The following is a 6,443-nucleotide window of genomic DNA, read 5'->3' on the forward strand; positions in this document are numbered from 1 at the left end:
ATGTAAGTAAAATTAGGTTTAGCTAAATATTTTAATAGTTGAATGGTTGAATGGTTGAAAATTAATTACATTAAGGCTTTAAAAACCTTAATGTATAAATACGGAATTTACGGGTCGGTTATTTCCGATTTATGCCAGTGCAGATCGGATAAGCGAAGCGCCATCCGACACAGTAAAATACCTTGTCAATTATTATCAACATCTTATGTTGTCGAATGGCCGGAGATGGATGGTCGCAACCTTAGACACTTATTAGCAGTATATTAGTCAGTGTTAGTAAATTTTGCATAATTAGTAGTGATTTTCGTTCCTTTTTCAGTTTTTGTTATTATTGCTTTTTCAATAAAAACAACTGAGTTACCCAAATAGATCTTTACACTACCACTGGCTATTTCCGGTGTAGCTGTTTCCCACTTTGAATCAACTAACACTTCATAAGTAAGAGTTTTTGGCAAGAAAATCTCTACATTGTTACTGTAAACTCGATAATCATTATTTTTAGATGTTGTAACTTTATCTGAGTGTATCTTAATATCTGATGCCATTGTAGATGGCACTAGAAATAAAACACTACTGAAAATGGCTGCAATCATTGAAGATAACACTGCTATTTTGGATTTAGAGTGATTTTTCTTTAATGGGATTTCAGGCTGGAATAACTTAGTAACATCTAGCTCAAAACAGGAAGCTAATGCTTTAACAGTTTCCAATGAACCTGAACCATTATTTTCTACTCTTTGAATGGTTCTTAAACTTACAGCACTAACATCAGCTAAATGTTGCTGACTCCAAGCTCTGACTTTACGTTCTTCTATAATTTTTTTAGCGTTTAGTTTCATTTCCATTTGTATTTCTCACATGAATATATTGAAGCTATATCCTGTTCAAAAACTCCTTTTTTGTATACGACACATTTACGTCACCTTAACGACAGGTCAATGCCATACTGCTAACAGCTTTATCAAAGGTTCCCTATCTTAGAGCGAAAACGTCCTTATTTCATGAGCTTCTATTATTATCAAATAGTGTAAATTATTACCAGCTATAAATATTATGCTTACTGTAGTTTATTTACACATATGAAAAAGGAGATAGTTTCCTTTTATTCTTACTAAGTTAATGACAACTCACCTGAGTGACGGCTTATCGCCCTTTCCTGACTATCAACTAATTGCCAAAAGCTAACTTTATTACTCCCGAATAAATTAACTATATTCGATTCTTAATATTTACCACGCAAAAGTTTTGTGGAATAATGCCCGCCTCTTAGGGGAGTAGCCCGCTCAGTAATGAGTAAACTTATCAACATAATTGCACCTCATGTGCATGGTAATGTTGTAGCAAGCGTTATCGGCGAGACCTAGGTAGACACTATCCTCATGGCGGGAGATAGTTGTTTGCCTTGGTTTAGTATTCCCGCCTGTAAGAATCAATAATGGAAGTTTTTTTAACCTCAACCGTCACTGTCACACTTGCCGAAATAGGCGATAAAACTCAGCTTTTATCACTCCTATTAGCAGCCCGTTTTCGTAATAAAAGCGCGCTTATTCTTGGTATTTTAGCCGCAACCTTACTCAATCATGGTTTATCAGCGTGGTTTGGACAGTGGTTAAGTAATAGTTTTTCTTCTGAATATTTGCCTTGGCTTGTAAACATCAGCTTTATTGTTGTTGGCCTTTGGCTATTAGTTCCAGACAAAGACGAAGCTGTAAGTAGTAAATACGATAGCTACGGGGCTTTTTTAGTCGCTTTTGTATTATTTTTTATTGCAGAAATTGGTGATAAAACACAAATAGCGACGGTGTTGTTAGGGGCACAATATCAGTCTGTGTTTTGGGTAACAGTAGGAACTACGTTAGGTATGCTAATTGCTAACGTGCCTGTTATATACGCTGGTAATGCATTACTAAAAAGAATATCTCTAAACACCGTACGTGCTATTGCTGCTTGTGTCATTAGGTATTTATGGCTTAGTTACAATTTAATCAATATTAAAGCTCGCAACTATTGATTTAAGTGCGAGCTTTAGTTTATCGATACGTTATTTATGCATTATTTACACAGTAACATCCCTTGGTTTGTGTAATTAAGAGATTTGAGTTAAAACCAGCAGCTAAATTAGTGACCGCAGTTTCAACAAAACCACTTCCTTGGGCACAAGCTAATCCTTCAGAGAGCGGCCCAGCATAAACAAACTCACCGTTTTTATTAATAATAACGGCGGCAGGCGTTGCCGGAATAACGTGTTTAAGCTTTGGTGTTAATTCAACTTGTACAACCTTCATAGCTTTATTGGCAGCAAAAGAGGTTAACGATGAAATATGCGGCTTAGCTTGTATAGTACACCCGCATTTTTTTTCTGTTATAAGCACTAAAGACGGCTCACCAGTATCAACCCAATCCAATTGCTTTTTAAAGTTATTAAACCAGTGTTTTTGCAATAAAACTTTTGAGCTGTCAAACGGTTTAAGCTGCTCTAATTGAAAATAAACTAACCCTGCAACAACACAAATAAGCCATGTAGCTATAAGCGAAAATACGAAAGTGTTAGATTTATTTAAACTTGGCAATGCTTTGCTCTAACACATCAATACTTACATCGATTAACTGCACCTTAGCGGTTAACTGCTGCACTATTTGCGTATCTTGGTACTGATTTTGGCGCATAGTATCAGTACTGCTTGCTATTAATTCAGTATTACCTGCCTGCTCAGCTACAACTTGTGCAACTGAGTCAGAGCTTGAAGATACTGCGGCTATTTGCTCGCTCATTGCTGAAATATTCTCTTTCATTGCAGCACTAATACTTGTTAAATCGACTACAAAATTCACACACTGACTCATTGATTGTGTTGACGTTTTACTATTATTAACAAGATCTTTTAATGTTAGACTAATTTTATCTGTTGTTGCTTTACTATGGTTAGCTAAAGATCTTACCTCATCAGCAACGACAGCAAAACCTCGACCATGTTCGCCTGCACGGGCTGCTTCAATAGCGGCATTTAAAGCAAGTAAGTTTGTTTGCTCAGCAATACCTGATATCTCATTAAGAAGACCTGAAATAACATCGCCCGCTGCCACTAAGTGGTTTATTTTTTCTTCGGTATGGTTAAGTAGTGTTAACAACTCTCTACTTTTAGCGTCTGTTTGAAGCACTTCTTTTAATGCATCACCTGCAGATTGTGTAATGTGATCAACTTGGCGCTTAAGTACCTCACTTTCTTCTTCTACAAGTTTAAAACCATTAGCAACTTGAGCGCCAGAATTAGCAATATCATCAGTTTGTTGTGTACGCTGCACTGCACCACCGGCCAGCTGATCATGAACATGTATAAGCTCTTGTGAGTTTTTTTGCAGTGATTCTGATTGAGTTTGTACCTGTTTAATAACATCAGATAAGTAATCTAGTAACGTGTTAAACCCTGTTACAGCCTCACTTTTAGTGTCATCAGCACGAAGAGAGAGTTTAATGTTTTCAGGGTCTTTCATTATTTGCTCTGTCGCATAACTTAAAGATAAGCCAGCACGACGTTCGCGTTGCAACATTACGGCAATGTAGCCTGCAACTAACACTTCAACTATTGCGTATCCAGCATGAATAAGCACCGTAGTAAAAGCAAGCCTATCAGGGTCAAATACATAAAATCCTGTATTTTGAGTTTGTAAATAATAAAAAGATAAATGATGAACAGCTACAAATACAATTGTAGTAATAAACACTCGCCACTGTACAAAAACAATTAACATGGGCATTAAAATAAATATTTCAAAATGGACTTCAATCAGCCCAAAAGTTTGTTGTATGTGCAAAAAAGAAAACATCATTATGGCGGCAGCTACAACATGAGGGGTAACAGGACTATCCCCTTGTGTGTTTAAAAGCCATATAGGTAATAAACACAATGGCAAACCTATCATAAAGGCCTGCGCTAATGTGTCGAAATACAAGCCAATAGCGATAGATTCGACAAACAAAAGACTAAAAATAATTGTAAATAACCGGCCAATACTAGACATAAGAACCTTAAAATTGTTGTTTGCATTGTTGTTTTATAAAGCAGTCTGCAATATACGTATCAAAACGAGTTTCAGTTTACTGAACACAATAATAAACTACCGACACGTCAAAAAATAATACATTTAATTTACATTATATACATGCGGTCTACTTAATTATAGGCAGTATTTTTTTAAACGTAGGCGTTGCTGCTTTTTTTGTCCATTGAAAAATAACTATTTCAGCGCATGAAATTACCGAACCAGCTTGGCGTAGCTGTTCAATCGCCAAATTTTTATGTTGCGGATTTCTCGAGCCAACTCCGTCGTGTACGATAATAACTTCAAAACCATTTTCTATTAAATCTAAGCATGTTTGTAAAACACACACATGCGCTTCAGTGCCAACAACAACAACTTGCTTTTTACCATAGCTTTTTAACTTATCAACAAAGCCAGGCTCTGCACACGCACTAAAGTACGTTTTATGAAAATACGTAGCATTAGGTAACGTATTTTTAATTTGCTGATTAGTCTCGCCCAACCCCTTGACATATTGCTCGGTTATTAAGACTGGGACGCCGTGAATAATACCCGCCTGCGCTAACTGCAATGTACTTTTTAAAATATTCGGAAAGTCTTTAATTGCAGGAGCAAGCAACTCTTGTAAGTCTATTATTAATAACACGCTATTTTTTGCATCAATATTAGATAAAACCACTATACTCTCCTTATGAATATTAACTGTTATCTATATAGATTAGCTCACTATTTGAAAATAGAGCTTTTAACTTTACGTATATTATTTGCAATTAAAAAATAAAAACTTATGCTATATTTACTATCTAGCTAAGTATCATCCTATCCTCCACTGAGAGTGTTTATAAGTGCGTTTGAGCAAACTTTTTTTTCATATCACCATTGTTTTTTTACTATGCATCCAAAGCACTTTTGCATCACAAAACTATGCTCAACAATTACAACGAATTTCTACTGACGAAGGTCTCTCGCAAAGTTACGTTTTGCAGTCGCAAGAAGATGACATTGGCTTCATATGGATAGCAACCCAACAGGGTTTAAACCGTTTTGATGGTTATAAAGTAAAAACTTTTAATGGTGGCTTTGGCTTAGATAAACACTATATTTATGCATTATTTAAAGCCGAAGACGGAAAAATCATTGTCTCAACTGATCTTTCTGGTGCGTATATAATAGATCCCCTCACTTTAAAAACCGAAAAAATCTATTCTGGTCAAATAGATAAAGAAAAAAAGATGTTTTCTCCAATCTCCGCAATGACTCAGCAACAAGATACTTTTTACTTCGCCATAGATGGTCAAATATATACATTTGATGAGACGAGTAAACACTTTACACTTAAGCTAGCACTCCCAAATAAAAGGGACTACATTAGGTCATTAACGATATATAAAAACACTTTATATATTGGTACAAATGATGGTTTATACACTGCAAATATAGATAATTCAGAACTTGTAAAAATCCCTCTTCATCCCCCTGAAAAAAATACGATAGATAATATAAACGTCAAATTTTTAAGTGTTGATAATGAATTAGGATTACTTGTTGGTACTGTCGAAGGTATGTATCAATTAGCATTTGATAATAACAAAAATATATCTGCAGCAAATGTTACAACATTAATTCCTGATTATAATATATGGGATTATGCCAATACTGTTTACGGCGAGTTTGTAGCAACCGAAAGTGGATTATTTAGTTATCACCGCGAAACCAAAGAGTTAGAGTTCATATTAAATTATGAAAAAAGTAAGTTTAATATTAATGAAAACTCAATCAACGATCTAATGATTGATAAGTCCGGCGTGCTTTGGCTCGCATCTAGAACCCAAGGCGTGTTTACCTGGCCAATTAAAACCCGACGGTTTAAACACATTTTTTTACCCGGTAACAATACTGTTCATGCCACCTACCAAGATAAAAATAATATTATATGGCTAGGAACAGAAGATGGAATTGCGCGCTATAACAAATCAACAAATAAAAGTGAAGTATATTTAAGCTCGACCGACTCAAAAGCAATATACGGAGCATCTGCGGTATTTGATATTTTTGCGTCTTCAATTGGAAACGATCAATTTCTTTGGCTTGTTACTTATGATGGTTTTAAACTTTTTGATAAGCAAACGGGTAAAGTTATTGAAAATAAAGACACAGACAATAATGTAATTAACCAGCTCAACTTATTTGGTTTTGCCCAAGTTGATGCAAATAAATATGCATTTATGTCTGATGATAATTTTTATATTTTTAATGAAACAACCGGAAAAACAAGAATTATTAAAGGACTCAAAGAGCAAGTTGACCCTTTATTTTCTTATGCTTTTTATAAACCCCTCGACACACATCCTGAAGAGTTTGTACTTGGCACATCAAAAAGTTTTTTTAGGTACAACGAAAAA

Annotated in this window: 5 protein-coding genes and 1 pseudogene; 2 read left to right on the plus strand and 4 right to left on the minus strand. The window is 35.1% G+C overall.

The window, feature by feature from the left end; all coding sequences use genetic code 11:
• Positions 1–263: 263 nt before the first annotated feature.
• The gene (locus tag GQR46_RS14435) at positions 264–845 is read right to left on the minus strand and encodes a helix-turn-helix transcriptional regulator (protein ID WP_101164255.1); all 582 of its coding nucleotides are present in this window, start codon (positions 843–845) and stop codon (positions 264–266) included.
• A gap of 590 nt (positions 846–1,435) precedes the next feature.
• Here GQR46_RS14435 and GQR46_RS14440 point away from each other — a divergent pair.
• Positions 1,436–1,985, plus strand: a pseudogene (locus GQR46_RS14440) (TMEM165/GDT1 family protein).
• 60 nt (positions 1,986–2,045) lie between these two features.
• On the opposite strand, the gene GQR46_RS14445 reads toward GQR46_RS14440, so the two are convergent.
• The 3 genes from GQR46_RS14445 to GQR46_RS14455 form a co-directional block, all read right to left on the minus strand.
• Positions 2,046–2,570, minus strand: coding sequence for a DUF6436 domain-containing protein (locus GQR46_RS14445; protein WP_007581838.1), 525 nt, complete (start codon positions 2,568–2,570; stop codon positions 2,046–2,048).
• Positions 2,554–4,020: a methyl-accepting chemotaxis protein gene (locus tag GQR46_RS14450; RefSeq protein ID WP_165728422.1), complete on the minus strand. Its 1,467-nt coding sequence runs from the start codon at positions 4,018–4,020 to the stop codon at positions 2,554–2,556. The genes GQR46_RS14445 and GQR46_RS14450 overlap by 17 nt, the downstream gene beginning before the upstream one ends.
• A 148-nt stretch (positions 4,021–4,168) precedes the next feature.
• Positions 4,169–4,720, minus strand: coding sequence for a hydrolase (locus GQR46_RS14455; RefSeq protein WP_165741307.1), 552 nt, complete (start codon positions 4,718–4,720; stop codon positions 4,169–4,171).
• 166 nt (positions 4,721–4,886) lie between these two features.
• Here GQR46_RS14455 and GQR46_RS14460 point away from each other — a divergent pair.
• Positions 4,887–6,443: two-component regulator propeller domain-containing protein (locus GQR46_RS14460; protein WP_346766803.1), on the plus strand; the 1,557-nt coding region annotated here is incomplete at its 3' end.

The sequence above is a fragment of the Pseudoalteromonas sp. Z1A6 genome (genome assembly GCF_011378745.1).
In the GTDB taxonomy this organism is placed as follows: domain Bacteria; phylum Pseudomonadota; class Gammaproteobacteria; order Enterobacterales; family Alteromonadaceae; genus Pseudoalteromonas; species Pseudoalteromonas arctica.

What these genes read in the sequence shown, in the direction of transcription:
- GQR46_RS14435 (WP_101164255.1), bottom strand. Translation starts at nt 845, where the DNA reads ATGGAAATGAAACTAAACGCTAAAAAAATTATAGAAGAACGTAAAGTC.
- GQR46_RS14450 (WP_165728422.1), bottom strand. Translation starts at nt 4,020, where the DNA reads ATGTCTAGTATTGGCCGGTTATTTACAATTATTTTTAGTCTTTTGTTT.